At 64.1% G+C, this 26,887-nt stretch carries 16 protein-coding genes, 3 tRNA genes and 1 pseudogene; 13 read left to right on the forward strand and 7 right to left on the reverse strand.

What is annotated here, in order from left to right; genetic code table 11:
• Nucleotides 1–77: 77 nt before the first annotated feature.
• From ATN38_RS13805 to lysA, 5 genes and pseudogenes are all read left to right on the forward strand, one after another.
• A pseudogene (locus tag ATN38_RS13805) lies at nucleotides 78–602 on the forward strand (PadR family transcriptional regulator); the annotation flags it as partial.
• Nucleotides 603–712: 110 nt separating this feature from the next.
• The gene (locus ATN38_RS13810) at nucleotides 713–2,743 is read left to right on the forward strand and encodes an NADPH-dependent 2,4-dienoyl-CoA reductase (RefSeq protein WP_084324804.1); all 2,031 of its coding nucleotides are present in this window, start codon (nucleotides 713–715) and stop codon (nucleotides 2,741–2,743) included.
• Nucleotides 2,744–2,762: 19 nt separating this feature from the next.
• Nucleotides 2,763–3,566 carry a mycolate reductase gene (cmrA, locus tag ATN38_RS13815; protein ID WP_007733327.1) on the forward strand — a complete coding sequence of 268 codons (804 nt, stop codon included), beginning with the start codon at nucleotides 2,763–2,765 and terminating at the stop codon, nucleotides 3,564–3,566.
• Between the two features lie 172 nt (nucleotides 3,567–3,738).
• Nucleotides 3,739–4,176: a hypothetical protein gene (locus ATN38_RS13820; RefSeq protein ID WP_007733324.1), complete on the forward strand. Its 438-nt coding sequence runs from the start codon at nucleotides 3,739–3,741 to the stop codon at nucleotides 4,174–4,176.
• A gap of 135 nt (nucleotides 4,177–4,311) precedes the next feature.
• Complete coding sequence (gene lysA, locus ATN38_RS13825; protein ID WP_047270266.1) at nucleotides 4,312–5,655, forward strand: diaminopimelate decarboxylase; 1,344 nt, start codon at nucleotides 4,312–4,314, stop codon at nucleotides 5,653–5,655.
• Nucleotides 5,656–5,674: 19 nt separating this feature from the next.
• Here lysA and ATN38_RS13830 read toward each other — a convergent pair whose 3' ends face one another.
• Nucleotides 5,675–7,414: a helicase HerA-like domain-containing protein gene (locus tag ATN38_RS13830; RefSeq protein WP_218748116.1), complete on the reverse strand. Its 1,740-nt coding sequence runs from the start codon at nucleotides 7,412–7,414 to the stop codon at nucleotides 5,675–5,677.
• Nucleotides 7,415–7,534: 120 nt separating this feature from the next.
• On the opposite strand from ATN38_RS13830, the gene orn reads away from it, so the two are divergent.
• Nucleotides 7,535–8,134, forward strand: a complete 600-nt coding sequence (gene orn, locus ATN38_RS13835) for an oligoribonuclease (protein WP_024487359.1) — start codon at nucleotides 7,535–7,537, stop codon at nucleotides 8,132–8,134.
• Between the two features lie 84 nt (nucleotides 8,135–8,218).
• Nucleotides 8,219–8,291 (forward strand) — tRNA-His (locus ATN38_RS13840).
• 292 nt (nucleotides 8,292–8,583) lie between these two features.
• Here the strand turns inward: ATN38_RS13840 and ATN38_RS13845 are convergent.
• Nucleotides 8,584–8,994 (reverse strand): MerR family transcriptional regulator, encoded by a 411-nt coding sequence (locus ATN38_RS13845; RefSeq protein ID WP_099698696.1) that lies wholly within the window; start codon nucleotides 8,992–8,994, stop codon nucleotides 8,584–8,586.
• A 55-nt stretch (nucleotides 8,995–9,049) separates the two neighbouring features.
• Between ATN38_RS13845 and ATN38_RS13850 the strand changes: the two genes are divergently transcribed.
• Nucleotides 9,050–10,012, forward strand: coding sequence for an oxidoreductase (locus ATN38_RS13850; RefSeq protein ID WP_208690480.1), 963 nt, complete (start codon nucleotides 9,050–9,052; stop codon nucleotides 10,010–10,012).
• 133 nt (nucleotides 10,013–10,145) lie between these two features.
• Here the strand turns inward: ATN38_RS13850 and ATN38_RS13855 are convergent, their stop codons facing one another.
• On the reverse strand, nucleotides 10,146–11,315 hold the full coding sequence (locus ATN38_RS13855; RefSeq protein WP_374104620.1) for an Ig-like domain-containing protein: 1,170 nt from the start codon (nucleotides 11,313–11,315) through the stop codon (nucleotides 10,146–10,148).
• A gap of 368 nt (nucleotides 11,316–11,683) precedes the next feature.
• On the opposite strand from ATN38_RS13855, the gene ATN38_RS13860 reads away from it, so the two are divergent.
• The 3 genes from ATN38_RS13860 (at nucleotide 11,684) to ATN38_RS13870 (ending at nucleotide 13,464) form a co-directional block, all read left to right on the forward strand.
• A tRNA-Lys gene (locus tag ATN38_RS13860) sits at nucleotides 11,684–11,756 on the forward strand.
• 111 nt (nucleotides 11,757–11,867) lie between these two features.
• Entirely contained in the window at nucleotides 11,868–13,298 is a 1,431-nt protein-coding gene (locus tag ATN38_RS13865) for an amidase (RefSeq protein ID WP_218748117.1), read from the forward strand.
• A gap of 93 nt (nucleotides 13,299–13,391) precedes the next feature.
• Nucleotides 13,392–13,464: transfer RNA gene (locus ATN38_RS13870), tRNA-Lys, on the forward strand.
• 66 nt (nucleotides 13,465–13,530) lie between these two features.
• On the opposite strand, the gene ATN38_RS13875 is transcribed toward ATN38_RS13870, so the two are convergent.
• A complete protein-coding gene (locus ATN38_RS13875) occupies nucleotides 13,531–13,752 on the reverse strand; it encodes a DUF3618 domain-containing protein (protein WP_003945299.1) in 222 nt (73 codons plus the stop codon).
• Nucleotides 13,753–13,897: 145 nt separating this feature from the next.
• On the opposite strand from ATN38_RS13875, the gene bcp reads away from it, so the two are divergent.
• Nucleotides 13,898–14,371 (forward strand): thioredoxin-dependent thiol peroxidase, encoded by a 474-nt coding sequence (bcp, locus tag ATN38_RS13880; protein ID WP_007733290.1) that lies wholly within the window; start codon nucleotides 13,898–13,900, stop codon nucleotides 14,369–14,371.
• Here the strand turns inward: bcp and ATN38_RS13885 are convergent.
• Nucleotides 14,368–15,717, reverse strand: coding sequence for a dipeptidase (locus ATN38_RS13885; protein ID WP_007733289.1), 1,350 nt, complete (start codon nucleotides 15,715–15,717; stop codon nucleotides 14,368–14,370). The genes bcp and ATN38_RS13885 overlap by 4 nt on opposite strands.
• Nucleotides 15,718–16,007: 290 nt before the next feature.
• On the opposite strand from ATN38_RS13885, the gene ATN38_RS13890 reads away from it, so the two are divergent.
• The gene (locus ATN38_RS13890) at nucleotides 16,008–16,709 is read left to right on the forward strand and encodes a TetR family transcriptional regulator (RefSeq protein WP_003945379.1); all 702 of its coding nucleotides are present in this window, start codon (nucleotides 16,008–16,010) and stop codon (nucleotides 16,707–16,709) included.
• A gap of 58 nt (nucleotides 16,710–16,767) precedes the next feature.
• Here the strand turns inward: ATN38_RS13890 and ATN38_RS13895 are convergent, their stop codons facing one another.
• Both ATN38_RS13895 and ATN38_RS13900 read right to left on the reverse strand, forming a co-directional pair.
• Complete coding sequence (locus ATN38_RS13895) at nucleotides 16,768–17,166, reverse strand: holo-ACP synthase (protein ID WP_054187168.1); 399 nt, start codon at nucleotides 17,164–17,166, stop codon at nucleotides 16,768–16,770.
• A gap of 10 nt (nucleotides 17,167–17,176) precedes the next feature.
• Complete coding sequence (locus tag ATN38_RS13900) at nucleotides 17,177–26,488, reverse strand: type I polyketide synthase (RefSeq protein WP_218748118.1); 9,312 nt, start codon at nucleotides 26,486–26,488, stop codon at nucleotides 17,177–17,179.
• Between the last annotated feature and the right edge of the window lie 399 nt (nucleotides 26,489–26,887).

Consider the following 26,887-nt stretch of genomic DNA (forward strand, 5'->3'; position numbering starts at 1 on the left):
ACATACAAGACGCTCTATGCACCCGAGTTAGTACGCACTTAGTTGCATACGCACCTGAGTGCATAGATACTTTTTCCATGGCACTCGAACATGCGTTGCTCGTCTCCCTTTCCGAACAGGATGCGTCGGGATACGACCTCACACGCCGGTTCGACAAGTCGATCGGCTTCTTCCACAGCGCGACGCACCAGCAGATCTACCGAGTCCTCAAGCGAATGGACGAGGCAGGCTGGGTGGAGGTGGAGGCCATCGCGCAGGACGGCCGACCGGACAAGAAGATGTACCGCGTCAGCGATGCTGGCCGCGCCGAACTGACCCGATGGATCGCAGAGCCGTCCGAACCGAACCACCTGCGCAACGAGTTGGCCATCAAGATCAGGGCCGCTGCGCACGCCGATCTCCCCGCTCTACGACGCGAAGTCGCTCGCCACCGCGACGGCCACGCCGCCCGCCTCGACGTCTACCGACTCATCGAAAAGCGTGACTTCCCCAATCCAGCAGCGCTTTCCGGCTCTTCACTGCACCAGTACCTCGTACTTCGCGGCGGCATCCGCGTCGAAGAAGGATTCACCGACTGGTGCCAGGAAGTTCTGGACGCATTGCCCACTGGCGAGTACGCCATCGAAGACACCGGCGAGTACGCCACCGAAGACACTGGCGAGTACGCCACCGAAGACACTGGCGAGTACGCCACGGAAGGACATCTTCAGTCATGACGGATACACAGTTCCCCCGCCTGCTCGAACCGCTCGACCTCGGATTCACGACGCTGAAGAACCGCGTCGTCATGGGATCGATCCACACCGGCCTCGAAGATCGCGCGAAGGACACCGACCGCTTGGCCGAGTACTTCGCCGAACGTGCCCGTGGCGGAGTCGGCTTGATCATCACCGGCGGCTACGCGCCCAACCGCACCGGTTGGCTCTTACCCTTCGGTGCCAAGCTGACCAACCGCATCGAAGCGCGCCGTCACCGCCGGATCACCAAGGCGGTTCACGACGCGGGTGGAAAGATCGCCATGCAGATCCTGCACGCCGGCCGCTACAGCTACCAGCCGTTCAGTGTCTCCGCGTCGTCGATCAAGGCGCCTATCAATCCGTTCCGTCCGCGCAAGCTGACCGGCCGTGGGGTGCGTTGGCAGATCCGGAACTATGTTCGCTGCGCGCGTCTGGCCAAGTCCGCGGGTTACGACGGCGTCGAAATCATGGGCGGTGAGGGCTACTTCATCAACCAGTTCCTCTGCGAGCGCACGAACAAGCGCACCGACCAGTGGGGCGGCAGTTCCGAGAACCGTCGACGCATGGCAGTCGAAATCGTGCGACGCACACGCAAGGCCGTCGGCCCGAACTTCATCATCGTGTTCCGGTTGTCGATGGCAGACCTGGTCGAGGGCGGTCAGACCTGGGATGAAATCGTCTCGTTGGCAAAGGAAGTCGAAGCTGCCGGCGCCACGATCATCAACACCGACATCGGGTGGCACGAGTCACGGGTGCCCACCATCGTCACCTCGGTTCCCCGAGCAGCCTTCGTCGACATCACCGGCAAACTCGAGAAGCACGTCGACATTCCGGTAGCCGCCTCGAATCGGATCAACATGCCCGAGACTGCCGAAGAGATCCTCAACCGTGGTGACGCGCAGTTGATTTCGATGGCCAGGCCGATGCTCGCCGATCCCGACTGGGTGAACAAGGCCGAGCGCGGAGCGTCCGACGAGATCAACACGTGCATTGCCTGTAACCAAGCCTGCCTCGACCACGCCTTCGTTCACAAGCAGGTCTCCTGCCTGCTCAATCCGCGCGCGGGCCGTGAGACCACGTTGATCCTCTCCCCTACTCGGCGGACCAAGAATCTCGCCGTCGTCGGCGCCGGTCCTGCCGGACTTTCCGCAGCACTCAATCTTGCTCAGCGTGGTCATTCGGTCACGTTGTTCGAGGCCTCGGACAAGATCGGCGGACAGTTCGGGATCGCACAGCTCATTCCGGGTAAGGAAGAGTTCGCCGAGACCATTCGCTACTACACCCGCATGCTGGACGTGGCTGGAGTGACGGTCAAGCTCGAAACCCGCGTCGCACCGGCAGATCTCATCGGATCCTTCGACGAAGTGGTGGTTGCCACCGGCGTGACGCCGCGGGTTCCCAAGATCCCCGGCATCGAGAACCCGAAGGTGCTGACCTACGCCGAGGTCGTCCGAGAGGGCAAGCCCGTCGGCAAGTCCGTCGCCGTCATCGGCGCCGGCGGCATCGGCGTCGATGTGAGCGAATTCCTCACGCACCCCACTTCCCCCACTCTTCATCTCAAGGAGTGGAAGCAGGAATGGGGCGTCACCGAACCCGAAATGGCCCCGGGCGCTCTCACCACTCCGGTACCAGAGCTCTCCGAGCGGGAGGTCTACCTCCTCCAACGCAAGCCAGGACGCATCGGCGCCGGCCTCGCGAAGACCACCGGCTGGGTCCACCGGGCGGCCCTCAAGAACAAGGGCGTCCACGAGCTCTCGGGCGTCAACTACGAGCGCATCGACGACGCCGGCCTGCATATCACCTTCGGTGAGAAGCACGAGAAGCCCCGACTTCTCGAGGTCGACACCATCGTCATCTGCGCCGGGCAGGAGTCGGTTCGCGATCTCGTGGACGAATTGACCGTCGCGGGTGTGGTGACCCACATCATCGGCGGCGCGGATGTCGCTGGCGAACTCGACGCCAAGCGTGCCATCGAACAGGGCACACGACTGGCCGCGAAGATCTGACCGGCTACGCTGACTGATCGTGAGCCTGCCGACACCCACAACCACAGCCCGCGCCGTAGTGACCGGCGCCTCCTCCGGCATCGGAGAGGCACTGGCCGCTGATCTGGCATCACGCGGACACTCCCTGATCCTCGTTGCCCGTCGTGGCGAGGTCATGGAGGCCCTCGCCGAGAAGCTTCGCGCCGCGCACGGCGTCGAGGTGGAGGTCCGTGCATCGGACCTCTCCGACAGCGCGGCGCGTGCCGTTCTGGTCGAGGAACTCGGTGGCCGCGACATCAGCATCCTGTGCAACAACGCCGGTATCGCCACCTTCGGGCCGATCGCCGAGCTGGACCCGGCCTACGAGCGCGACCAGGTCGAGCTCAACGCCGTTGCAGTGCACGATCTCACGCTGGCCGTGCTGCCCGGCATGCTCGCGCGCAAGTCCGGAGCCATCCTGATGGTCGGGTCCGCGGCCGGCAACATGCCGATCCCCAACAACGCGACGTACGCCGCCACCAAGGCGTTCGTGAACACCTTTGCGGAATCGTTGCGAGGTGAACTCAAGGGCACCGGAGTGAACGTCACCCTGCTCGCCCCAGGCCCCGTACGCACCGAAACCCCGGACCCGGCCGAAGCGTCGATCGTCGACAAGCTCGTCCCGGACTTCTTCTGGATCTCGAGCGAGTACACCGCCAAGGTCTCGCTCGACGGCCTGGCCGAGAACAAGATGCGCGTCGTACCGGGCATCTTGAGCAAGGCGATGTCCGTCGCGGGCGGTTACAGCCCGCGTGCCGTCGTTGCGCCCATCGTGGGCACGTTCTACAAGAAGCTCGGCGGCTGATTCACTCAAACTTCTCAGAGCAGGCCATAGCAGACCATATAGTCGGTTAATGGCGATGCGAAGAACACTGGCAGTCGGGGCAATCCTTCTTTTGACCGGAGGGTTGCCCTTACTGCTGCCCACGGCAGCGAATGCATGTTCGTGCGCATCATCGGCTACCCCGGAAGAAGCCGTGAGCGTCTCCAGCACCGTTTTCCTCGGAACTCCGACGGAGAAAACTTCGGACGGATTCGAGGACACCTACCTGTTCGACGTCAGCCGGGTCTACAAAGGCGATCTGGCATCGGTGACGTCGGTGGGGACACTCGCGAACGGGAACGGTTGTGGCACAAGCTACGTGCTCGGCACCGAGCAGCTGATGTTCGTTTCTGCGCCGTACGACGTCGACGCCGAGCACGAGGGGCACCGCTGCGGGCCGGCTACCGAAACCGGGTTCGACATCCAAGCGGCGGTCGAGTCCGTGTACGGCGCCGGTTACGCCCCGAGTGCCGGCGGAACTCCGTCCGTTGGTGTGTCCGCCGACCGATCGACGGTCATCGGCGGAGGCGCCGCGGTGGCATTGCTCGCGGTGCTCGGTTGGTTCGGATGGAAGCGCCGGCGAGCACAGTAAGTCGAGGACGTCAGGGCCGCGTCAACCTCGTTCGGCGGCGCGTCAAGTAAGCGTCAAGATCCGCCCCACCGGTGATCTTCGGGAGTAGATCTGAAAGTAGCCCGCAACACGGCGGGTCACCTTCAGGAGATCGACGTGACGCTACTCGAAATCTTCCCCTCCCTACGCGGCGCAATGACACCGCGTATGGATCCTGCGTTGTGGCCCATCAGTACTCGCCACGACCACAGCGGGCGTGTCTGCATCGGCGACGTCTCCCTCGAAGAGATCGCGGACCAGTACGGCACACCGACGTACGTCGTCGACGAGGCGGACGTGCGGCACCGCTGCCGCACGTATCGAGAGATCTTCCCCGACTCGGAGATCGTGTACGCCGGCAAGGCACTGATGATTCGAGCGATGGCTACCTGGGTCTCCGACGAGGGACTCGGGGTGGATGTCTGTTCCGCCGGTGAACTCGCCGTCGCGCTTGCCGCGGGCGTGGACCCCAACCGAATCATCCTGCACGGCAATGCCAAATCGGTTTCCGAACTGAGGGCGGCGGTCAACGCGGGTGTCGGCCGGATCGTCCTCGACTCCCCCAGCGAAGCGGTACGGCTCGCGTCGGTGTGCACCCACCGACAGAAGGTGTTGGTCAGAGTCACACCCGGCATCGACATACACGGACACAAGGCAGTGTCCACGGGCATCGTGGACCAAAAGTTCGGCCTACCAGCGTTTTCCGAAGAACTGGAACATACGGTATCCGTCGTCGCCAACGCGACGCACCTGCAGCTCATCGGCCTGCATTGCCATCTCGGCTCCCAGATCACCGATCCCGAACTCTTCCGCCCCGCGATCGAGACGATGATCGCACAGATGGACGACATACGACGCACGCATCGAATCATCCTCACCGAACTCGATCTCGGCGGTGGCCATGGGATCGCCTACGTGCCGGGAGATGCCCAATTGGATCTGACCCGCCTCGCTCACGTCATCGACGAAACTCTCGACGACGCGTGCACCCGAAACCGCTTCCCTCGCCCCGAAATCGTGCTCGAGCCTGGCCGAGCGATCGCTGCGCGGGCCGGAGTCACGCTCTATCGCGTACAGAACATCAAGTCGATCAGCGGGGGACGAACCTTCGTCTCCGTCGACGGCGGGATGAGCGACAACCCTCGGGTGTCGTTGTACGACAGCCACTACGACGTCGAACTGGTGAACCGACATTCGCGCGCACCGCTCCAGGAAGTAACCGTCGCCGGGCGACACTGCGAATCGGGCGACGAAATTGCCGTCGGAGCAAGGCTTCCCGCCGACCTACATGAAGGTGACCTGTTGGCAGTGCCGTGTACGGGCGCATACCACCACAGCATGGCCTCCACCTACAACAGCGTCGGCCGGCCGCCGGTCGTCGCCGTGCTGGGCGGGATTGCGCGGCCGTTGATCAGGCGCGAATCGATCAACGACCTGCTGGCCCGCGAGGTCGGCATCTGACCTCGCGGGCGCCTGAGCCTCAGCGCCTGCGGCGACTACCGGTGCCGAAGATGTTTCGCGAAATCTCGCGTCCCGCAGCCGAAGCCGCCGAGCGCAGGAAACTCTTGACAGCCGAGTTGCCCAAGATCTGCTCGGCGATGTTGGGGCCCTCCGGCTCGGCCGGCGGCGGTGGCGGCAGATCGGGCAGCGACGGAAGATCCAGGGACTGATCCGCCGTCGGAGCACCGGCCACCTTGGCCGTCAGCTTCTCGTACGCCGACTCGCGGTCGATGGTCTGGCCGTACTTCTGATTCAGCGGACTCGACGACGCGGCCGCCTTGATCGCGTCGTTGCCGATGGTGTCCATCAGCGACCTCGGAGGACGAATCTTGGTCCAGGCCACCGGCGTCGGCGCACCCTTTTCCGAGAGTACGGTCACGATGGCTTCACCGATGCCGAGTGAAGTCAGTGCCTTTTCCAGGTCGTAGTGCTCGGTTTTCGGGTACGTGCGGACGGTCTTGTTGAGGGCTTTCTGATCGTCGGGCGTGAAGGCACGCAGGGCGTGCTGAACCCGCGCACCCAACTGTGACAGCACCGAATTCGGAATGTCGGTCGGAAGTTGCGTGCAGAAGAACACACCGACGCCCTTGGAACGAATGAGCTTGACCGTCTGTTCCACCTGCTGAAGGAAGGCCTTCGACGCGTCCGCGAACAGAAGGTGCGCCTCGTCGAAGATGAACACGAGCTTCGGCTTGTCCAGATCTCCCTCTTCGGGCAGCGTCTGGAACAGGTCCGCGAGCACCCACATCAGGAAGGTGGAGAACATTGCCGGGCGCGCCGCCTGGGCACCGAGTTCGAACAGCGTGATCACACCGGCACCGCCGACGACACGCAGCAGATCCTCGGTTTCGAGTTCCGGTTCACCGAAGAAGGTGTCACCACCATCTGCTTCGAGGTTGACCAACGCGCGCAGAATCACTCCCGCCGTCGCCGAGGAAACTCCGCCGATACCCTTCAGATCGGCCTTGCCCTCAGCGCTCGTCAGGTGCGCGATGACCGAACGCAGATCCTTGAGGTCCAGCAGGGCCAGGCCCTGAGTGTCGGCCCAGTGGAAGATCAGCCCTAGAGTCGACTCCTGGGTCTCGTTGAGGCCCAACACTTTACTGAGCAGGATCGGCCCGAAACTGGTGATGGTCGCGCGCACCGGGATACCGATTCCGTCCGTTCCCAACGACAAGAACTCGACTGGCATCCCAGCGGGAGTCCACGAATCGTCGCCCGTCTCGACTGCGCGAGCCTTCATCTTCTCGCTCGGATCCCCCGCCTTCGACAGACCCGAGAGATCGCCCTTGACGTCGGCCATCACAACCGGCACACCCGCGGCGGACAGCTGCTCGGCGATGCCCTGCAACGTCTTGGTCTTGCCGGTACCCGTCGCACCGGCGATCAGACCGTGACGGTTGATCGTCGCCAACGGAATCCGCACCCGTGCGGTGGGATCTGCCACACCGTCGATCACCACCGAGCCGAGCTCGAGTGCCCGCCCCTCGGATGAATAGCCCGCCGCGATTTCAGCGGCAGCACCCGAGGGCACCTGAGCAGCGGGGGTGGCTCTGGCCGATGCTTCGGCCTCGGCGGCAGCCGCTTCCTTCTCTGCTTCCTCAGCTGCTGCAGCGGCTTCAGCTGCAATCCGAGCGGCTTCGGCAGCGGCAGCCTTGGCAGCTTTCGCCTTCTCCGCCGGCGTCAGCGGCGCGGCTCCGTCCTTCGGATCCACGGTCATCGAAAAGCCCTCCTCGTTGCAATGCGGCGAAGTTCTTGTCATCACCCGAACGCCGTCTCACACACGTCGAGTTTCCACCGCAGACCTTATCCCGCGCCCGCGCGCACTACTGTGTTCCTGGTGCAGGACAAATTGGTATGGATCGATTGTGAAATGACCGGGCTGCGACTCGAGTCGGACAAACTCATCGAGATTGCGGCTCTGGTGACCGACAGCGACTTGAACATCTTGGGCGAAGGTGTGGACATCGTCATCCACGCCGACGACGACGCGTTGGCTGCAATGCCCGACGTCGTGAAGAAGATGCACGCAAAGTCGGGACTGACCGAAGAGGTTCGTAAGTCGACGGTCACCCTCGCCGAGGCGGAGAAAGAGGTGCTCGCGTACATCCGCAAGCACGTTCCCGTCGCCGGTACGGCTCCCTTGGCGGGTAATTCAATCGCCACCGACCGCGGATTCATCTCGCGGGACATGACGGCGCTGGACACATACCTGCACTACCGGATGATCGACGTCAGCTCCATCAAAGAACTCTCCCGCCGCTGGTACCCGCGAATCTACTTCGGCCAGCCCGAAAAAGGTCTCGCCCACCGGGCACTCGCCGACATCAAGGAATCCATCCGCGAACTCAAGTACTACCGCGGCACTGCATTCGTCGCGGCGCCCGGACCGTCGAGCGCGGAGATTGCAGCCGTCGTAGAGGGCTTGGGTCCCGCCTGACCTGCCGATTGGCTTCCTGACCGACTTTCGCGCTAGTATCTCTTTCGTCAAAGCAGCCGGGTCAAACCGGTGGCCGAGGCAATGGTGGGCGTAGTTCAGTTGGTAGAGCACCAGGTTGTGATCCTGGCTGTCGCGGGTTCGAGTCCCGTCGCTCACCCAAGCGGAACCCCCGAAGATGTCGAAAGACATTTTCGGGGGTTCTTTTGGTTTGTGCGCCAGCCCCAATCTCCCCTTCCACAGCCGGGTGAACGTATCGCTCCCCTTCTCTGACGGGGGCAGCGATACGTTCACCCGAAGTGGGTGGGGTGGCGACCGCGACAAATCGCGCGCTCCCGAGCAACCCGTGCCCGAGCTGAGCGAACGTACCTCTGGTCGCCTCAGAAAGACCGAAAGCCACTTTCGCTCGCATCGGGGTAGCTGGAATTCGCCGCAAATGGCCCAGCCGTCGATCACTCGGGCGACGGTTGCGGCTCCCAGACACCTACGACGGTCCCCTCGCGAACATGTCGCTCGTACGCCGAAACCTTGTCGTGGATGACGTTCAGGTTTTCCTGCATCGCAGCGATCCTGGATCGAATCAACTCCTCATGCGACTGTAAAAGTGAAAGCCGTTCCTTCTCGTTTCCCGGCCCTGACCTGACGAGTGCGGCGAATTCGCGGATCGTTGCGATCGGCATACCCGAGTCTCGGAATCGATTGCACAGCTTCAACCAAGAGACATCGCTTTCGGAGTACACCCGACGCCCACCTGCCGAGCGCGCCACCTCGTGAACGAGCAATTCCTCACGTTCGAAGTATCGAAGGGAATCGATACTGATTCCGGTCTGGACAGCGACGTCACCGATTGACAGTTCGCGCATTACCTGGCGACCTTTCCTTGACCTGGAGTGCACTCCAGATTTTACGGTCGCAGTCATGAATTCCATCCAGCGCAAAATCAGCACCGGATACTCCCGAGTCTCCACTGCCGACGACGTACTTGCCGGACAAGATTTAACAGGCACTACGGCTTTGGTCACCGGCGGGTACTCCGGACTCGGATATGAGATTTCGCAGTCACTTTCTTCGGTCGGCGCGCGAGTTGTAGTTCTTGCCCGCCGACCAGAACAGGCACGGAGGGCGGTGGCCGACCTTCCGGGTATCGAAGTGCGAGCGTGCGACCTGTCGGACCCGAGCAGTGTCAGATCGTGTGCGCGAGAAATTCTCGAATCCCGGATCACTCCGGACATCATCATCTGCAATGCGGGGGTCATGGCCTGCCCGGAACTCCGTGTCGGCTCCGGATGGGAATCACAATTCGCGATCAATCACCTCGGGCACTTTGTACTGGTGAACCTGCTTGTGCCAGCCATGCCCGCAAACGGTTCTCGCGTAGTCGCTGTCTCGTCGGCGGGACATTTTCTGTCGGGAGTGCGTTGGAATGACATACATTTCCGCAACGGTTACGACCGCTGGCTTGCGTACGGTCAAGCCAAGACTGCAAATGCTCTATTCGCTGTACAGCTGGCGAACTCCGGTGCTTCACGCGGTATCAGTGCGTTCTCCGTCCATCCCGGGAGCATCCTCACTCCCCTTCAACGTCACTTCTCGGCATCGGAGAAACACGATCTCGGATGGACGACGTCGAATGGCGACGCCGTGCCGGGGTTCAAGACTCCCTCCCAGGGCGCCGCTACAACGGTGTGGGCAGCGACGGCACCGATACTCGCCGATCACTCCGGCGCGTATCTCCAGGACTGCAACATCGCGGACGTCGCGCAGACTGATGACATGAGCGTCGGCGGCGTGAAGCCTTGGGCTACCGATCCCGCCGACGCACGCAGATTGTGGGCACTGTCCGCTGAGATGACCGGAGTGGACGCGTTCGGTCGACGCTGACACCGAGCGAACGTACCTCCCGTCGCCTCAGATAGACCGAGAGGCACTTTCGCTCACAAAAGGTGTACAGATGCAGAATGCCCCCAACCGGACGGTCGGGGGCATTCTGCCGTTCAAGGCTTCAGGGACGCACTCAGACGTCCGCGTTGCCGGTCTTCCAGACGCTCCAGGGGATGTTCCAGTCACCGAGGCCGTCGGTGCCGGAGAGAGTGCCGCCGACGGTGTTCTTGACGACGACGATGTCCCCACGCTTGGTGTTGTCGTAGACCCACTTGGCGTTGGACGGGCTCAGGTTGAGGCAGCCGTGACTGGTGTTGGAGTAGCCCTGCTGCCCGACCGACCACGGCGCCGAGTGGAAGAAGATGCCGCTGTAGGACATTCGGGTCGCCCAGTCGACGGGGGTCTTGTAACCCTGCGCCGAGGTGACCGGGACGCCGTACGTGGACGAGTCCATGATCATGTTCGCGAAGCGGTCACCGATGATGTAGACGCCGTTGTCGGTAGGAGTGCTGTCCTTGCCCATGGAGGTGGGCATGGTCATGACAGTCTCACCGTTGACCTGGAAAGTGACCTGCTTGGTGTTGTCGTCCGCCGTGGCGATGACGGCATCACCGATGGTGAAGAAACTCTTCGCGTCTTCCTGCCCGAAGACTCCCTTGCCGAGATTGCGCCCGTACACGTTGACGCTCACGTCGACCTTGGTGCCCGGTGCCCAGTAGTTCTCCGGACGCCAACGGACCTCACGATTGTTGACCCAGTAGAACGCACCTTCGACGGCCGGAGTCGTGGTGACGGTGATCGCAGCTTCGGCAGCCTTGCGATCGGGGATGTTCTCGTCGAACTGCACCGCGATGGGCTGACCGATGCCGACCACGTCACCCTCGTTGGGCAAGACATACGGCTTGGTGACGTTGCCGGGTGCGCTGGTGGTGAAGGACGTGACCGTCGTACTTGCGCCACCCAATCCGAATGCGCGGGCCTCGATTTTGTACTTGCGGTTGTAGCCGAGTGGCTCGGTGGTGGTCCACGACGCACCGTCGGCAGCAATCGCGCCGGCAACTGCCTTGCCGTCCTGATTGACCATCGTCACGTCGGACAGAGCGCCGTCAGCGACGTTGATCTTGACCGGGTCGCCCGGCGAGAAGCCGACAGCGCCGTCGGCAGCGGTCGAGGTGAGCTTCGGCTTGATGAGTTCGGTGAGCGGATTGGAATCGATCGGCGCCGACCCTTCGGTACTGACGTCCTTGCCGCCCGACGTGCACGCGGTCATCAGAACGAGAGCACCGAGAGACGCCGCGATCATCGCCGCGCCCTTCGACGCTCGACCGTTCCCCCCGCGCACGGACAGACCCCACCTTTGACGACTCATCGTTCGACTCCGCTTCACAATTTCTCCGACTAACTTCCGCGTCACATGCGAATCCCACTTACCGGAAGGCAAGTGGGACTTGCGGTATGACTGCGCTGCACCAATGATGCCAGGCGCGCTCGTTACCAACGGTCATGAAAGGCCACGCCGTCAGTAACGTTCAAGTATCAATCGCTCCGAACCGTCCGTTTTGTTACCGCTTTCAGCTGATTTCCTCCGATCGGACTACAGCGGTGACGCCTCCACCTGGCGATTTGCTCCCGAACCGGCGATTCGGCTAATGTTCTGTCTCGCAAGAGCGAGCGCCTATAGCTCAGTTGGTAGAGCAAGTGACTCTTAATCACTGGGTCCGGGGTTCGAGTCCCTGTGGGCGCACTTGCAAAGGTCCCCACCTTCTTCGGAAGGTGGGGATTTTTCTTTGTGTCGTGGTGAACAGGTTGTGGTGAATAGACTTCACAGTTATCGGAACCACGGCCTGGAGGATTGATGACCGAGCGCGAAACCACACCGGGCAGCGAGCTGGCATTTGCCGGTGTGGCGGGTCAGGCCGCTCTGATCCGGTCCGGAGAAATATCGGCCCGCGAGCTCACCGAGAACACACTTCGCCGTATCGAACGCCTCGATTCGACGCTCAATGCTTTTGTGCGAGTTCTCGCAGACGAAGCGCTCGACGAAGCGACACGTCTCGATCAGCGCCAGGCCGACGGCCACAGCCTGGGCCCACTGCACGGAGTTCCGATCGCGATCAAAGACGAGAACGACGTCGCCGGAACGCCGACGACGTACGGCGGTGCGGCAGCAACTCGCATCGCATCGGCCGATTCAGAGGTCGTCCGGCGGTTGCGCGAGGCCGGCGCGGTGATCGTCGGCAAGACGACGATGCCCGAGTTCGGCATCTGGCCCTTCACGGAGACTGCTGCAAACGGCTACACCAGAAACCCTTGGGACACCGGCGTATCCACGGGCGGATCGAGCGGAGGATCTGCGTCGGCCGTCGCGTCAGGCATGGTCGCAGCGGCAATCGGTGGCGACGGCGGCGGTTCCATCCGACTGCCTTCGGCGTTCTGCGGGTTGTTCGGACTCAAACCGCAGCGCGGTCGGGTGAGCACCGCGCCGAACCGAAACCTCTGGCGCGGACTCGGCACGCTCGGCCCCCTCACTCGTTCCGTCGAGGACAGCGCGCTCGTGTACGACGTGATAACCGGTACCACCGGGATCGACGACTACACAGCCGAAACGCTCCGCGCCAGCTTTGCCGAGTCAGCCGCGTCGGCGCCCGGGCCGCTTCGCATTGCAGTGTCCACCCGGAGTCCGGTCCGGGGCGTCCGCCCGTCCCGGGAGGTCGTTGCCGCGGTGCATTCGATCGCAGAGATGTTGAGCGCGTTGGGACATCACGTCGAAGAGCACGATCCCGAGTACCCGGACGCAACTGCAGCGTTTCTCCCGCAGGTACTCGGCGGCGTCCGCGACGAAGCACTGCGCGTCGATCATCCAGCGTTACTCGAGAAGCGCACACGAGCACTCGCGTCGATCGGCCGGATAGCCGCTCCCGCGCGCGTCGGGAAATTCGCTTACCGCAAAGGTGAGCGAATCGCAGCGACGGTCAACCAGGTCTTCGACACCTTCGACCTGGTCCTGATGCCGACCACGCCCGCGCTGCCACGCCCGATCGGACAACTCGAAGGAACCGGCCTTCTGTCAGCAGTCCGCAAGGCGTTGCCGATCGCCGCCTACTGTTCGATCTGGAATGTCTGCGGCAACCCGGCGGCCGCTGTGCCCGCCGGGTTCTCCGAACGCGGACTCCCCCTGAGCGTCCAACTGGTCGGGCGCAGCGGTGGTGAACCGACGATTCTCGCCGTCGCACAGCAGTTGGAAAGCACCGTCCGCTGGCCGGATTCGCACCCTCCACACTCGTGAATTCCGGAAGCGATGTAACCATCGTCACCACGATGAACACGCGTTTTGCAAACTCCTGAGCCTGTCGGCTAATGTTCTGTCTCGCAAGAGCGAGCGCCTATAGCTCAGTTGGTAGAGCAAGTGACTCTTAATCACTGGGTCCGGGGTTCGAGTCCCTGTGGGCGCACTTGCAAGAAGGCCCCCACCTCACCAGGTGGGGGCCTTCTTCATGTTCTGTCTTCGACAACTCGGGTCAGCGAATGATCTTCCGGACCACGAGTAGTCCCACCACTGAACCGACTGCGATCAGCGCGTACTTCACTGCCGGCTCGTTGAGCTTGGCGAGCACCGTCTTCTTGGTGTTCTCGACCAGCCGCTTCGGGTTGGTGCGGACCGTCAGTTCGTCGAGTGTGCTCGCGAGCTGGTTACGCGCCTTCTCGATCTCGCGTTCGATGCTCTCGGTGTCCCTGGGCACGTGTCCTCCAACTTGTCTGTGTTCTGCTGCTCTGTGTGCGGGTCTGCTGTGCGGACGCAGCGCGCCGACACTTCGCTCTACCGTAGAGGAGCAGAATGCCCTCGCGCCCACCTGCCGCGCAATTTCTCGACTAACCTCGATTCCCGTGACCGAGAACAGTAGATTGTCCGCCGGCGACGTCGCGCCGGATTTCACGCTCCCAGACGCCGATGGCAACGAGGTTTCCCTTCACGATTACCGCGGCCGCAAGGTCATCGTGTACTTCTACCCGGCGGCCAGCACCCCGGGGTGCACCAAGCAGGCCTGCGACTTCCGTGACAGCCTCGCCGAGCTGAACGGCGCCGGCCTCGAAGTCATCGGAATCTCGCCGGACAAGCCCGCAAAACTCGCGAAGTTCCGCGATACCGAAGAGTTGACCTTCCCGCTGCTCTCCGATCCCGAGAAGGCGACGCTCGAAGCCTGGGGCGCGTTCGGTGAGAAGAAGATGTACGGCAAGACCGTCCAGGGCGTCATCCGCTCGACGTTCCTCGTCGACGAGGAAGGCAAGATCGAGGTGGCCCAGTACAACGTCCGGGCCACCGGTCACGTCGCCAAGCTACGACGCGATCTGTCGGTCTAACTCCCGTACCGGCTCAAGAACAGAGCCTCCGCGAAAGCGAGATTCTCGATCTCCGACGGGTCGACGCTTTCGTCGGGCGCATGAATGCGGCATTGCGGTTCCTCGACGCCGATCAACGCGATCTCCGCGTCGGGGAACTGCTCGGCCAGTGCACTGCACAGCGGTATCGATCCCCCTTGGCCGGCAAATCCGACTTCGCGGCCGTAGGCATCGGTGAGCGCGGACTTCAGCTGCGCGAAACCTGCACCCTCCGTCGAGGACGAGAACGGCGATCCCGTCGATTCCGGAACGACCTCGATGTGGACGCCCCACGGCGCCGCCGCGCGGAGGTGGTCCGTCAACAACTTCTGTGCCTGCGCCGGATCCGTGCCAGGCGGGACACGAAGATTCAGGCGCGCCGACGCGCGGGGCGTGATCGCCGCCGCCGAACCCACGACCGGCGGGCAGTCGATACCCAGGATGGTCAGCGCCGGACGAGCCCACACCTGCTCGGCGACCGAACCGGAACCAGTCAGCTGCACCCCTTCGAGCACCCCGGCGTCGGAGCGGAACTGATCGCCGTCATAACTGACACCCGCCCACTCCTGGTCGTTGGTCAAGCCTTCGACAGTGGTGTTTCCGGCGCTGTCGTGCAGCGTCGAGAGTATGTGCACCAGCGCGGTGATCGCATCGGGCGCCGGTCCACCGAAGACACCGGAGTGAATCTCACCCTCGAGCGTCGACACGTGGACCACAACGTTCGCGATCCCGCGCAATGACGTCGTGATCGTCGGCTCCCCGACTTCGGTGTTGCCGGTATCGGCGATCAGGATCATGTCGGCTGCAAAAAGTTCGGGCCGCTCTCGCACCAGATCCTCGAGACCGCCAGTGCCCATCTCCTCGGATCCTTCGGCGACGAGCGTCAGGTGGACGCTCGGATCCACACCGGCTGCGGCGAGCGCTCGCAGAGCTGTCAGATGCATGACGACGTTGCCCTTGCAGTCGGAAGCGCCCCGTCCGTACCACCGTCCGTCGCGCTCGGTGAGCGTGAAAGGCGGGGAGCCCCAGAGCTCTTCGTTTCCGGGCGGCTGAACGTCGTAGTGGCAGTACAGCAGAACGGTCGGAGCACCGCCCGGGCCTGGTCGACGCCCGACAACCGCGGCCGAACCGTCGGAGGTCTCGATCGCCTCGATATCGGCGAAACCCTGAGCCCGGAATGCCTCCAGGACCCAATGCGCAGCGGCCGCGCATTCTTCCGGCGGGTACTGCCGTGCATCGGCGACGGACTTCATCGCCACAAGTGCACTCAGATCCTCACGGGCACGCGGCATGAGTTCACCTACCGCGGTTCGCAGTTCTTCCGTCATCGTCTCCCTCTCCTCGGCATCGAATCTCGGTGTGCCCGAAGAATCTCAGTCTGCCCGAATCGGACGTAGGCAGGCGCCAGGATCGCCGTTGCGCCACACCGCGCAGCAACCTCTTCGGCTACTGGACAGTTGGTCACCTAGTATCGAGGTGTGGCAACAGCATCGGGACTCGTGTGCGCGCACCTGCGCGGTGCGTTTCGACCGATCACGACCGCCGAAGTAGGTGGCCGATGACACCGGATAATGCACAAGTCCCAAATTCGACAGAAAACACCGATAGCCTGGAAGACGTGCAGCCCACGACTCGTCACCGCGCGCGGCGACGAGTCGACCCAGCACTGGAGAATCCCCAGAGCCTCGAAGAACCGCAGGAACTGCTGCCGCGCAAGCGTCCGACGCAAGAGCGCAGCCAGCGTAAATTCGACGCACTCCTGGCTGCGTCACGGGAACTCCTCACCGATGTCGGTTTCGAATCGTTCACCTGTGAAGAAGTCGCGGCACGTGCTGACGTCCCGATTGGGACGCTTTACCAGTTCTTCGCGAACAAGTACGTCATCGTGTGCGAATTGAACCGCCAGGACCTCGTCGGGGTCCAGCACGAGCTTGCTCAGTTCGGCGGCGAAGTACCCTCGCTCGACTGGTTGCGGTTCCTGAACAGTTTCGTCGATCACATGGCCGGGCTGTGGACGTCTGATCCGTCGCGCCGCGAGGTCTGGCTGGCGATGCAGTCGACGCCGTCCACGCGGGCAACCGGAGTCATTCACGAAAAGCAGTTCGCCGAGACCGTAGCGAAAATGCTCGGCCCGTTGACGCCTCGTACGCGGCGAGATCGTCGCCTGATGATGGCGGAAGTTCTTGTCCACGTGGTGTATTCGATGCTCAATTTCTCGGTTCAGGACGGTCAGTCGCATGCCGACGCCGTCGCCGAACTGAAAAGGTTGATGATCGCGTATCTCCTCGTCGCCGAGAAGGAATCCCGCACGAAGGACTAGTCGAACGACAAAGAGCCGGTCTCCCCTTGGGAGACCGGCTCTTTCGTGTGCGGCAGTGCTACTCCGGGTCGGATTCGATGACCGCGAAAGCGCCCGCCATGTCCCCGTCGTGGGTGAGCGAGATATGAATCTTCACTCCGGTCAGGTGTTTGGCCACGTCACCGCGAAGCCGGATGCCGGGGCGCCCCCAGGCGTCCGAGACGACCTCGATCTGATTGTGGATCATTTCCCCCAGCACCGGTGGGCCGGCGAAGAGAGCAGTTGACCATGCCTTGATCACTGCTTCCTTCGCAGCCCACCGGGCGGCGAAATGTCGTGCCGGTTCGGAGCTCCGGGTAGCGGCGTCTCGACGCTCGCCCGGTGTGAAGTTGTCGAGCATTGCCGTTCCCGACCTGTTCAATTGCTCGGCGAACTCCGACACCGTCACGAGGTCGAAGCCGATACCCAGAACTCCCATACCGTGACTACTACTTGCAGCCGGGCAGATTCGAGCGGTACACCTGGTCTGCGCCGAGTCGTGCGTCCTCGCTCAGCAGCATGTCCGCTTCGAGCTGACGCGACGCCTTGGCCGGCGTTCCGTCGGCACCGAGGCGACGATCCGCCGGGCGCTCGTAGAGGCTGTCGCCACCGCACATCGCCTTCGCGAGGCGACGCTGACCGTCGATCGTCCGCTGCTGGGCCGCAGCAACATAGGCGTCACGCTTGTCGGCCGGAACCGACTCGACGAATGCCTGCGGGTGCACGACTGCGATCAGTCCGGAGACGTGACCGAAGCCGAGGCTGGTCAGCAGGCCCGCGCGCAGCGGAAGATGCTCACCGAACTTGAGCGGCTGACGTGCCCACACGAGGTGCTCGAATTCGGCCATCTTGTCGTCGACGCAGTCGAGGCTGCGGTTCGGCGGGACGATGCCCTGGCTCAGTACCTGGCAGAGCCCGATCAGCTGGAAGGCTGCGGCACCACCCTTGGCGTGACCGGTCAGGCTCTTCTGCGAGACCACGAACATCGGCGCGCCTTCACTGCGTCCCAATGCCCCGGCGAGGCGCTCGTGCAGCTCTGCCTCGTTGGGATCATTGGCGGCAGTGGAGGTGTCGTGCTTGGAGATCACGGCGATGTCGTCGGCGCTCACGCCGAGTGCGTTGAGCGAGAGTGCGAGCTGCGAATCCGCTCCCCCACGTCCGGCGCCCAGTGCTCCGAGTCCCGGTGCCGGGATCGAGGTGTGGACACCGTCGGCGAACGATCCGGCCCAGGCGACCACACCGAGGACGGGAAGACCCATCTCGAGTGCCAGGTCACCGCGAGCGAGGAGAATCGTTCCGCCACCGGCCGACTCGACGAATCCGCCGCGGCGACGATCGTTGGCCCGCGAGAAGCGGCGATCCTCGATGCCCTTGGCATGCATGTCCTCGGTCTTGGCAGTGGCCGACATGTCGCCGAAGCCGATGATGCCTTCCGTGCTCAGATCGTCGAACCCGCCGGCAACAACCAACTGCGCCTTGCCGAGTCGGATCTTGTCGACGCCTTCTTCGACGGATACCGCTGCCGTGGCGCAGGCGGCGACGGGGTGAACCATCGCACCGTAACCGCCGACGTACGACTGAACGACGTGCGCTGCAATGACGTTCGGCAGCGCTTCCTGCAGGATGTCGTTCGGACGGTTCTCGCCGAGCAGCGTGTCGATGTACAGGCTCCTCATGGAGGTCATGCCGCCCATGCCGGTGCCCTGCGTGTTGGCGACCAGGCTCGGGTGTACCCAGCGGAGCAGTTCGCTCGGAGTGAAGCCGCCGGTGAGGAAGGCGTCCACCGTTGCGACGATGTTCCAGAGGCCGACGCGGTCGACCGAATCTGCCATGTCGGCGGGGATGCCCCACTTGGTGACGTCGAAGTTGGTCGGGATCTGGCCGCCGACACTGCGAGTCAGCTTCATCTTGCGCGGGACGCGGATCTCGGTGCCTGCGCGGCGGGTGACCGTCCAGTCTCCGGACTCGGCGGAAACCGTCGCCGTCGTGTTCTCCGGATCGGATTCGACGAAGGCCTGAGCCTCTGCCTCACTGCCGACCACGAAGCTCAGATCCTTGTCCAGGAACACGGAGGTGAGCAGCGGAGCGGTGTTGTCGATCATCGCGCCCTCGTCGACGTAGCGACGGATGCCGCAACGCTCGACGACTGCGTCGTGGTACTTGTCGGCGATTTCCGCCTCGGGTACCAGGTCACCGGATTCGACGTCGTACCAGCCCGGCTTGGGGTCGTTCTCCCAGACGATGAGTCCGGTGTTCCACGCCAATTCGAGAACGCCTGCGGCAGAGAGCTGCTCGTCGACCTCCATCTCGAAGCGGGTACGCGAGGAACCGTAGGGTCCGAGCTCTCCGGCACCCACGATGACCACGAGGTCCGCGGGGGTGACGTCCAGTTCGGGCCAGCTCGGAGCCTTGACCGAGTCGTCGATGCGAGCCGGCGCGGGCAGCGCCAGGATGCTGGACTCGTCCACTGCTTCGTCGACAGCTTCGGCGATCTCGGCAACCTCGGCAGCTTCCTTGGCCAAAGCACCCAGATCCAGGTTGGCCTCGGACAGTCCGCCGGTCAGGTCGACCTCGAGCGGGGCCTCTGCTGCAGCGCGCCGCGACTCGCGGGTTGCCGTCTTCAGCAGTTCGGTCGCCATCTCCTGGGTGGACCAGGTGCGGACGCCCGCAGCTTCGACCGCGTCGACGATCGGATCGTTGTGACCCATGAGTCCGGTTCCGCGAACCCAACCGATGACCGCGTGTGCCAACGTGACCCGCTCGGCCCAGTTGCGCTCGGCCTTCCAGCGGTTGACCACGGCGATCAGCGAAGCCTTGGCCTCGCCGTAAGCACCGTCGCCGCCGAACGTTCCGCGGTTCGGCGAACCGGGCAGCACCACGTGCAGGTGCGTGTCGACGTCGCTGTCGTAACCGATCTTCGACAGACCGCCGATGAGGCGCTCCACCGACCAGAGCAGCACGCGCATTTCCATTTCGGCGCGAGCGCCGGCGTCGGAGAGTTCGCCGCCGACACGGGGAGCTGCGAACGGGAAGAGCATCGTCGGCGTCATGGCCGGCTTGATGAGCTTCTTTGCGCCGCCTGCGTTCTCGGTGGCTTCGTTGCCGATCCAGTCGATCAGTGCGTCGACGTCGGTGTACGACGCCATGTTCGCGGGAACCACCCAGAGGGCGGCACCGGCGCGAGCGTTCTCGCGGTACAGGTCGCGGTAGAAGCCGAGACGCTGACCGTCGAGTCGCGAGGTGGTCACGAATACCGTTGCGCCACCGGCAAGGAGCTTGCCCGTGACCGCTGCCGCGATGGAACCCTTGCTGGCGCCCGTCACTACTGCGACCTCGCCTGCCCACTCGGGTGCGTCGGATTCTGCCGCAGCAGCCGCATCAGCGATGCGGGTGTAGACCTCGGCGAGTGCGGTGCGGCCTTCGTCGGTTGCACGGGTGGCCCACCACTTCGCCTGTGCGGCGACGGTGGAGCCGGCACCGATGAAGTTCTCGACCGACAACGCGGTGTCACCGAGCCAAATGCGAGCGAGATCCTCACGCGCACTTGCCCAGCGGTCGTCGAGCAGAACGGCCTTCTGCGCGTCGAATGCCGGAGCAACCAGACGCGGCCAGTCGGAGCCGAGTTCGGCCGAGACCAGGTCGACCAGTTCGGTGTCCTCGACCGTCGCGACTGCCGTTTCTTCGTTCAGTCCGAGCTGCTCGAGTACCAGGCGTGCGGCCGAGGCCAGAACGCCGTTGCGACCGGTGATGTTCTCGGTGAACTCACCCAGAGCAGCTGCGTCGACAGTTCCGCCGCTTCCGCCGCCGGTAGCGGGCAACGAGACACTAACTCCACGAGCAGACCCGACCGAGGCAACTGCGCTGTCGATGACTGCGTCCACTGCTGCCGCGTCGGCCAGTGCGCCGGAGCTCAGGCCACCGAGGTCGCCGCCGCGGATGCTGGCGCCGTCACGGGTACCGAGAGCCACTGCTGCGGTGACGTGGTGTGCCCAGCCGTCGCCCAGTTCCCAGACCTTCTTGACGCGGTCGGCGATGTAGCCGGGACGCTTGCCCGAGGGGCCGAAGACCTTACGCAGGTGATCGTTGATCGAATCGGAGAGCACCGGTCCGAACGGCTTGTACGTACGGGCGAGCTTGTCGACGGTTGCCCCCAGGGAGCCCATGTCGGCGTCTGCGGCCCCGTCGATGGCACCGAGGGAGAGCTCGGAGCCGAGGTCGACCAGAAGCTGGTTGCGACGCGAGGAAACGCCGTCGCACAGTGCCTCGATCGTGTCCGCGGGGCCGACCTGATCGGGACGGAGCTTGGTCCACAGGCTGATCAGGACCTTCGTGGCGTCGGGCGCCTTGAAGGTGAGGTCGTCCGGACGCGGTCCACCCGAAGGTGCAGCCGGCGCGGCAGCGGCAACCGGAGCAGCGGCCGCGGCGGCCGGAGCAGCCTGCGCGGCAGGCGCTTCGATCTCGTCGTCGTCATCGACAGCGGGGTCGACGTCGGTGCCGTAGACGATCGCAGCTTCGCGCTCGACGTTGAGAACCTCGACCGGGTAGCCGAAGCGGCCCGGCAGCTTGAGGGTCTGCGACGCGAGGTTCGCGACGGTCGGGGCAGCGCCGAGACCGATCTCGACGAAGCGTTCGACCCCGAGCCCTCCTTCGGACTCGTCACCGAAGAGCAGGTCCTGCGTCTCGATCCAACGGACCGGGCTGGCGAACTGCCAAGCCAGCAGCTCGATCAGGATGATGCGGGACAACTCGTGAGTGCGCGTTGCGTAGCTGTCGAAGTCTGCGAGGACTTCCTGCAGCGGCTCGGACGGCACCAAGTCGGCGATTTCCTGAACGAAGTCACGTCGCAGCGAGAACGGCTTCGGAACCAGGTTCGGGATGTAGCGGCCGATCAGGATGTCCGGGTCGATGTCGTGCGGGAGCAAGTCCTGCAGGCACACGCGGAAGTCCGCCACGCCACCGCGAAGGACGGTGGAGTGGAACGGCACGTCGATGCCGGGAACCTGGATGTATGCCCGCTTGCCACCGAATTCTGCTCGGCGACGGTCGATTTCGACCTCGAGTGCGTCGAGACCGGCTACCGAACCGGCGATGGCGTACTGGCTGCCGCGCAGGTTCAGGTTGACGATTTCGAGGAACTCACCGGAGGTCTCGGCGACACCGGCGACGAAGCCCTGCACGTCGTCGTCGGAAACACCGATCTGCGACGGGCGAATAGCGGCCATGCGGTAGTCGGAGCGTCCGGCTTCGTCACGGGGAACGAGCTGGTGCATGGCGGAGCCACGCTGGAAGACGACCTCGAGAAGTGCTTCGAGCGGGAAAACCTCGGCGACAGCGGCGAGTGCGTTGTACTCACCGACCGAGTGACCGGCCAGAAGGGAATCCTCGATGAAGGTTCCGGATTCGCGCAGCTCGGCAACCTGGGCAACACCGAGAACGGCCATGGCCACCTGGGTGAACTGAGTCAGGTGCAAGACACCGTCGGGATGCCTGTGCTCGACACCACGGGCCTTGACGGTCACCGGGTTGTCGCGCACGACAGCGAGAATCGAGAATCCGAGTGCCTTACGAGTGTGCTTGTCCGCGCGCTCCCAGACGTCGCGGGCGGCCTTGGAGCGTGCGCGAGCGTCGAGGCCCATGCCCGGGCGCTGAATGCCCTGGCCGGGGAAGGCGTAGACGGTCTTCGGCGCGGCGGTGCGGCCGGTGGCGACCATGACCAGTTCACCGTCGATGCGGCAGCCGACCTCGACGATTTCCGCGCCCTGGTCGATACCGACACGATCGACACGGACGTCGATCTCGGCGCCGGGTCGAACCATCCCGAGGAAGCGAGCTGTCCAGGCGGTCAGGCGGCGCGGCGGGACGCGGGTCTCGGCCGGGTCGACTGCGGTGACTACCTGCTGCGCTGCGGCGGAGAGCCACATGCCGTGCACGATCGGGGTTCCGAGGCCGGCCAGCAGAGCGGCGTTGTCGGAGGTGTGAATCGGGTTGTGGTCACCGGAAACCTGAGCGAAGGCGCCCATGCTGACCGGAGCGAGGATCTTCGCGTCACGGCGACGACGACGCGAGGTGTCGACAGCCGCATCGCTGATCGATCCACCGGCGCGAGCCGGGTCGGCGAGTTCGCCTGCACCGGTGCGTCCGCGGATCGCGAAACGCTCGGTCATGGTGACGACTGCGGGGGCGTCGAGGCCCTCGCCGAGCATGGCACCGACCTCGACCTTGACCTCGACGACACGACCGAGGTCGGTGTCGAGAACCGAGGCGACCTCGGCATTGACCACGAGAATGCTTGTCTCGGAGGGAAGTTCACCGACGAAGTCGACGGTGTGGTCGAGGTGGACCAGGTCGAGCATGCCTTCGATAACGGAAAGACTGTCGAGCTTGGCTGCGCCGAGGACTGCGAACACTGCAGGCCAGCATGCTCCGACGACGACGTCCGGAACAGCCTTGCCGCTGACACTGAGCGTGGCGGGCAGACCCGAACCGGTGACACCGGCGTGATCGGCGATGCGATCGGGAACCCACGCGACGTTGAGGCGAGCCTTGCCGTTCTTGACTGTCGGAAGTTCCTGTCCGGCAGCAACTGCCAGGAGCGCGGACATCGCACCTTCGGCATCGGCTTCGGTGACAACCGGAGCGCCGCCGTCGACGACGGACTCGGGGATCGTGATCGTGATGTCGACCGACTTGCCTGCCACCAACGGAACCGAAAGCAGCACGTGCGAGGAATCGACGACGGTCAGACTGGAACCGGTGGTGCCGTGAACTGCCTTGTCGGCAGACTCTGCACTCCACTCGTCGAGGTCGCCGAGACGACGGACGGGGTTCTGGGTCAGGCGGCCGGCCCACTGGAGGTCAGGAGCCGAGAGAACGGCGTCGAGAAGTCCGGGTGCGGAATCCTGGTGGCGACGGCTCGCGAGTGCAACCGGAGTGGTTCCGGCAGCAACCAATTCGTCGTAGGTCGCCTTCTCGAAGCGATCGAGCAGGTCACCGACCGGCTCGTCGACACGGGTGATGCCGGCGACGGCAACGGTGCCGGGGATGACGCAAACCTGATCGGCGGTGTAGCGGGGGTCGTGTGCCTGCCACAGGGAGTCGCTGCGCCACCAACGACGCACGTCACCGTCGACGACGGGAACGAAGTTGACCGGCTTGCCCGGCGTCTTGCACAACGAGATGAAGAACGAGACGTCTGCGGGATGCAGAACGGTGGTCGAGTAGTCCGGGTACGACGCCTGCAGTGCGCAGATTGCAGCCTCGGGGCGCTCGAGGGTCTCGGCGTCAGCGAACAGCGTGGGGATCGGGCCGCGGTCGACCGGGTGCAGACGCGCCTCGGTGCGCTGGAGCATCTCGCCGAAGCGAGCACGCCAGGTGATGTCGAGCCACGGGCTCGACGTCGCCTCGACGATGGCGTCCTGAAGATCGGCGCCGCAGTCGAATTCCTTCGCCGCGTCGATGCCGACGGTCAGCTCGAGGTAGCGGCGCAGCCACTGTGCGTACGTCATGGTCTCGACGTCGCCGAAGTACGGCTTGGCGGTGACGTCGAGGGCGGCGATGATCTCGTCGCGGCGCTCGGCCACTGCCTCGGAATCGCCGGCAACCTCGTCGAGGAGGCGCCCGGTACGCGAAGCCGCGTTGTCGATCTCGTGGATGTCGGCACCGAGCTGGCTACGGCCGGAGGCCATTCCGCCTTCAGCGGTACCTGCACCGACCCAGTCCGGCGTACCGGGTGTGTCGACGAGGAGCTGCTTGACCTCGGGAGAGGTGGTGGCCTCGAGAGTCGCCATGGCTGCGGTGCCGACCAGGATGCCGTCGACGGGCATGGCCGGGAAACCGGCTGCGGCAGACCAGCGACCGGTCAGGTAATCGGCTGCGCGCTCAGGTGTTCCGATGCCGCCACCGACGCAGATGACCAGGTTCGGACGTGTACGCAGCTCGGCGTACGTGTCGAGGAGCAGGTCGTCGAGGTCTTCCCACGAGTGGTGTCCGCCGGCGCGGCCGCCTTCGATGTGGACGATGACCGGGAAGTTCGGAACCTCGTTGGCGATGCGGATCACGGAGCGGATCTGCGCCACGGTGCCGGGCTTGAATGCAATGTTGGTGATGCCGATCTCGGACAACTCGTCGATGAGAGCAACAGCCTCTTCGAGTTCCGGGATACCGGCGGTGACGATGACGCCGTCGATGGGAGCACCGGCGGTACGGGCACGCTGCACGAGGCGCTTGCCACCGAGTTGCAGCTTCCACAGGTACGGGTCGAGGAACAGGGAGTTGAACTGGACCGCGCGGCCCGGCTCGAGCAGCATCTTCAGCTCTGCGACACGGTCTTCGAAGATTTCTTCGGTGACCTGCCCGCCACCGGCAAGCTCGGCCCAGTGACCGGCATTGGCTGCCGCGGCAACGATCTTGGCGTCGACCGTCGTCGGCGTCATACCTGCGAGCAGGATGGGTGAACGACCGGTCAGCTTCGTGAACGCGGTCTCGACGCCGATACGGCCGCCGGGAAGCGCAACGGGCTTCGGCGCGAACTCGGACCACGAACGTGAGACCTCAGGTGCTGCACCGGGGGTGAGCAGATTGCGGTGTCCGCCGCGGGTGGCTGCGGCAATGATGCCGATGCCCTGTCCACGCAGCGAAGAGGACGTCATACGGGTCAGCTGATCGCTGGGTCCGAGATCGAGAATCCACTTGGCGCCGGCGGAGATTGCGCCGTCGACAGCCTCGACCCAGTCGACCGGATCGACGAGGACACCCTGCGCAAGTTCGCGCGCACGGTCCGCGTCGAGACCGCAACGGGTCGCCCAGCTGCCGACGAGTTCGACGGCCTCGGTCAATGCGGGGTGATGGAAGCCGATTTCGGTGTCGAGCGGATCGAAGGACGGCGCGAAGACGGAACCGCCACGCTTCTTAGCCTCACGCTCGCGGGCTTCCTCGGCTTCGATCTGCTCGCAACGCTCTTGCACGCGTGCCAGCTGAGCGGGCGGCCCGGCGAGAACGACGCGGCGACGGCCGTTGCGGATGGCGAGGACAGCCGCGCGCTCAGGCGCCACACCCTCGGCAAGCTCGGCGACGATGGCGGCGAGACGCTCGGGATCGACGCCCGAGACCGCAACCATCGGCTTCGCGGAGGCGCCGGCGATGACGCCGCGGCGACGGCCGACCAAGCTGGCAGCAGCACCGACGAGCTGTGCGACGGCGAGGAGTTCACCGTCGTCGTTGCCCTGCGCGGCTACGGCAGCCGTGGCCAGAAGGCCCTGCGAGTGGCCGATGACGGCAGCCGGCGGGTTACCGGCTACATCCAGACCCTGAGCGGAGAGTGCACGCAACGCCGCAAGCTGCGTGAGGAAGACGCCGGGGAGTGACACCGGAGCTGCGGTGAGCGCGGCAGCGGAAGGCCCGGCCGACTTCTCACCTTCTTCTTCGTCGACGATCTCGGCTTCGAGCATCCACGCGATCGGATCGAATCCGACCGGGCGAACCACGAGGAGATCCTGCGCGACGGGCGCGAGGCGTGCTGCTGCGTCGTTGACCAGATCGGTCAGAACGGGCTCCAGGCCGTTGTCACGGCTGAGCTCCTCGAGCGAGGTGAGCCAGGGAGCGCCCTGTCCACCGAAAGCGATTGCGTAGGAAACGCCGTTGTTCAGCGAATCGACGAGGGCACCTTTGCTGGTCGTGCGGGACTGTCCCCCATCGACGCCGAAACGGCGTCCACCCTTCGAGTCGCGTCCGTTTCCTGTAGGTGTCGTGTCATCGATCGTCACGCGTACGTCCTCTCCTGGTCACCTCTGCGGCGAGGTGGGATTTGCGGTGTGCTGCCCGGCTGAAGTGCTCGCGAATTCGTCGAGAGAATCGACGGAGTCAGGGCGTTCGTGCAAGACAAGGTTTACACAGAATCATGAGGATTTCCTCACGTTTGTCGGCACCCTGGAAATCTGGACTTTCGGGGCCGTGATCTTCCTCACGAGACTTCGAGAAAGTGACTCGCGAGTAGGTCGCGAACGCCCTGCCTGGGACTGTTACCGGGATTTTCAGAAACCTGAGGAACCCCTCATATTTATTGTTACCAATTCGTGACCTCCTTGACGGACGGTCGATCCCGTGCGTTCCGGGCCTCAATCTGTCGGACCCCCTCGCTACGTTCAGCGCGTCCACACCGGACA

This window comes from Rhodococcus sp. FH8, assembly GCF_019266085.1.
Lineage (GTDB): Bacteria > Actinomycetota > Actinomycetes > Mycobacteriales > Mycobacteriaceae > Rhodococcus_F > Rhodococcus_F qingshengii.

Bases quoted from the DNA above. Each gene is read 5' to 3' on its own strand.
- ATN38_RS13865 (WP_218748117.1), top strand. From the start codon at position 11,868: ATGACCGAGCGCGAAACCACACCGGGCAGCGAGCTGGCATTTGCCGGT.
- ATN38_RS13885 (WP_007733289.1), bottom strand. From the start codon at position 15,717: ATGACGGAAGAACTGCGAACCGCGGTAGGTGAACTCATGCCGCGTGCC.
- ATN38_RS13845 (WP_099698696.1), bottom strand. From the start codon at position 8,994: ATGCGCGAACTGTCAATCGGTGACGTCGCTGTCCAGACCGGAATCAGT.
- ATN38_RS13830 (WP_218748116.1), bottom strand. From the start codon at position 7,414: ATGACCGTGGATCCGAAGGACGGAGCCGCGCCGCTGACGCCGGCGGAG.
- ATN38_RS13850 (WP_208690480.1), top strand. From the start codon at position 9,050: ATGAATTCCATCCAGCGCAAAATCAGCACCGGATACTCCCGAGTCTCC.
- ATN38_RS13855 (WP_374104620.1), bottom strand. From the start codon at position 11,315: ATGATCGCGGCGTCTCTCGGTGCTCTCGTTCTGATGACCGCGTGCACG.
- ATN38_RS13895 (WP_054187168.1), bottom strand. From the start codon at position 17,166: ATGGGAGTTCTGGGTATCGGCTTCGACCTCGTGACGGTGTCGGAGTTC.
- ATN38_RS13810 (WP_084324804.1), top strand. From the start codon at position 713: ATGACGGATACACAGTTCCCCCGCCTGCTCGAACCGCTCGACCTCGGA.